Source organism: Chamaesiphon sp. OTE_20_metabat_361 (assembly GCF_031364565.1).
Genome location: NZ_JANLWO010000552.1, coordinates 1 through 3,332 on the forward strand (window position 1 = coordinate 1; position 3,332 = coordinate 3,332).

A 3,332-nucleotide genomic window follows, 5' to 3' on the forward strand; every position below is an offset into this window, starting at 1 on the left:
GAGGGGACTTTGCACGCTAGACATTGCATTTTCAAGCATACATCTCTCTCGAACGCCCCCCAGGGGGCGATCTAAAAGCCCCATCAAAAAACGCTCGCATGAAAATCCCCTCCTCGGAGGGGTGCCCAACGGGCGGGGTGGGTAGATCCACGCCGCTAATCAAACAACACCCTCATTGCTTTAAGTGCATTCGATCGACCATTAGTAATCAATGCAAACCAGTAATTCGCTTCTTCATAACTCATCGCCGCGATCGATTGAGCAATTTTAATAATCCGATCGGGTTTAGAAATTGGTTGCAGTACTTGAAATAGAATAGCTAAAGTAACGCCAAATTCTTCGGTGATAATGTAAGCAGATTGGCGTTTGTATGATAGGGTTTTCGGATCGTAATTATTAGCTTTCAAAGCATCATAAATTACTTGTCTAACTAAGACTAAAGATTGTCCGTGGCTTTTTCCTATCTGTTTTGATTTAGGGCAGTATTTTTCTCCAGCTTTTTTGTAGCTGCGTTGCCAAAGTGCGATCTCAAAGTTATTATTGTCGAGAGGTTCGACACGGAGTTCAAAGGCTTGCATCGATCGATCGGGGTTTGGTGATTTCTATATAAGGCTTGCTAAGAAAAGCTGTTCCGTCACTTATTCAGCCCTAGATTTAGAATGCCCACAAACCGAGACTAGATCGATATATTGCAGTTTATTAATAATTAAGGTAGGGGCAATTCATGAATTGCCTCTACCTTAATTATTAGTGCTTATTAGCGATCGTCGCTTTGAATCTCAATCGTTCAATTTGATTTCGATCGAGTGCTTGCTTCATCGCCTGTATTTCCACCCCTTGGGCTTCGATTTCTGTGGATATATCTAGCGACACCTTTAGATATACATCGGCTTCAGTATCGGGAGCATTGAGCAGATTATTAATAGTTGAAAATAGCGATTGAAAGCCTCGGACTTTTCCTTGATATTCTAGTTTGACAAATTGCTCACCCGTACGGATTAATACAGTCTGGTCGATCTGGAGAGATAGTTTACTTAGCTGTGGTCGAGTAACACCTAGCTTGCGATAATCGAGGACTCGATCGACTGATAGTTCCAGAGATTCGATGCCTTTGACTTGTCGATCGCTACAAATATCACTGAATTTAGTAAAGACAGTATCGATACTCCCATCTAGTTCAATCAGTGGTGATAGCTGAGTAACTTCGATCTGCTTACGATCGTAGTCAATACCATCTTCACGAGCTAAAGATGGCGGAACTAAACGAGTTTCCTTATTAATAGTTTCACCATTGCCATAGTCCGCGATCGCCTTAAAAATCGTGATACTATCGATACTAGTCTCATATTCATCAGATGGACGAAATTCTCGATCGATTGCCACATTGTTCTGATAAAGACTGACTTTAAGTGCGCCCTTCGCTTTCCATTTGATTCTGGTAATATTATTTGCAATTAGTTGGACACTAAGTTCGATTTCTTTTGGTGCGGGTGGTTGCAAAATACCGCGATGATAAAGTACCATCTCATCGGAAAATTCGATGCTATTGGGAAGAGTCAGAGCATCGCCTGTTTTGATAAACAACTTGTCTCCAACCTTGAGATCCCAATCGCCATTTTGCAAGCCTATATTATTAATCGCCCGATACTCTCGCCCTAATTCGATCGCGCGTTCTAATTGTTGCTTATCGGGGACTAGAAATAATAGGCGGTTGCGATATTTCCGAAAGGTTCCAGCCGAGCCAGTATTATTGAAAATGCGATCGACTAAAGATGGCGGTGGGGAATTGCATTCGGTGACGGTAGCTTCATCAAAATCAATCAAACATAGCACCACATTATCCGGCGTATCATCCACGTCTGCGGGACTTTCTGGCGCACTGACGAGGTTAAATGCTCTTTTGGCGAAAATACTATCCCGCCTGTCTCTGAGGTCGTCCTTGGCAGTTGTGCGCCCGATTTGTTCGCGTTCTTGGGTGATTATTTTATTGATTGAGGGTTCTTCCCGAAAGCGCGAAATTGTCGTAATCGGATCGCTATCTAGATACCAAGCAACAGACTGCAATTTACCTAAAACAGTATCGACATATCCTAATTCTAGATTAGGTGTAAATAGGGATAAGTTTAATTCCGATCGATGAATACCTGCGGAAGTCCCCTGTGTGAGAGAATGCAGGAAAATCGTCCGCCCTACCCAACTACTATAGGGAGGTTTCCCCGCAGCAATATATTCAGCGTCTTGAATTTGGGCATAAGCTTCGCGCCCACTAGGATTATAGATGTCTGCGCCAATCGATTGCCGCATTGCCGATCGTTCGAGTCGGGTGGTGAGATCGTTGGTAATTTCGTCACTGATGCCGATCGGGATATGATGGGGATGAATCAAAGGTATCCAGGTAGGATCTGTTAGCTCCTCTTGATGTTGCCATAAATACCTGACAACTTGAGCGAATAACCGCAGCGCACCGCGAGTCTTCTGGAAGTTGGGGATCGAAGCAATCTTTTTGGTTAGGAGATTGAATAATTCGGGATGGAACGGATAACTCTGCTCGATCGCGGTAACATAACTAGCATCTTTACAAGCATCGGGGAGATCCAATCGAGTAGTACGATAAGCACTCAAATAGGCGGAAGCTGCCGACTTAGCCGCCGTCTCATCCACACTCGTAAATAACCTTTGTTTGACAATATTATAAATTTCGACATCGGTAGATGGACTTAATACCCGCTCTTGTCGAGCCGAGGCGCGGAGCAATTCTTGTAAATCATTAGTTTCCTCTGCAAAAGTGTCCGCCGAGGAAAGGGGAAAGGGTAAAGGGTAAAGGGGGAAGGTTAATTTAATTCTGGGGAAGTCGCCAAAAAAACGTATAAAAACCAGATATAGACATCACTAAAAAGTTGTGTCTCTGAGAAATTAGAGATGAAAATATAGGCAACTAGGATTATCGGTACAAAAGCTGTCTGAGTTTTAGACTCGATCGCAAATCTTACAGCATTAATTGTCAGCTTGAGAAACGAACAAGCAAATAAAAATAAGCCCAGCCAGCCAATTTCCAAGGCTAAATCTAAGAACCCACTATGAGCGTTAGGGGGCACAAACCCATTGGCATTGATAATGTAACGAGCCGGGTTGTCATCACCTTGCCAAGGCTGCCAAAATCCATACACGCCAAAACCAAGTAGCGGATTATGATGATTGAGGGTGGCGATGACAGTCGGCCAAAAGTCGGTACGACCACTTAAAGTAGTATCCTTACCCAGAGCCTCAAAGATCCCCCTAGTGTGGGACTCGATGACAAAAAATAGGCACAAACCGATCGCTAAAAATATGAC

2 protein-coding genes and 1 pseudogene are annotated in these 3,332 nt (G+C 43.5%); all 3 read right to left on the minus strand.

The window, feature by feature from the left end:
• Window positions 1–155 precede the first annotated feature (155 nt).
• Entirely contained in the window at window positions 156–578 is a 423-nt protein-coding gene (locus RMO35_RS15855) for a hypothetical protein (protein WP_309742294.1), read from the minus strand.
• A 562-nt stretch (window positions 579–1,140) separates the two neighbouring features.
• Window positions 1,141–2,799 (minus strand): annotated as a pseudogene (locus RMO35_RS15860) (DUF499 domain-containing protein); the annotation flags it as partial.
• Window positions 2,800–2,831: 32 nt separating this feature from the next.
• A partial coding sequence (locus RMO35_RS15865; protein WP_309742296.1) for an O-antigen ligase family protein occupies window positions 2,832–3,332 on the minus strand: 501 nt, incomplete at its 5' end.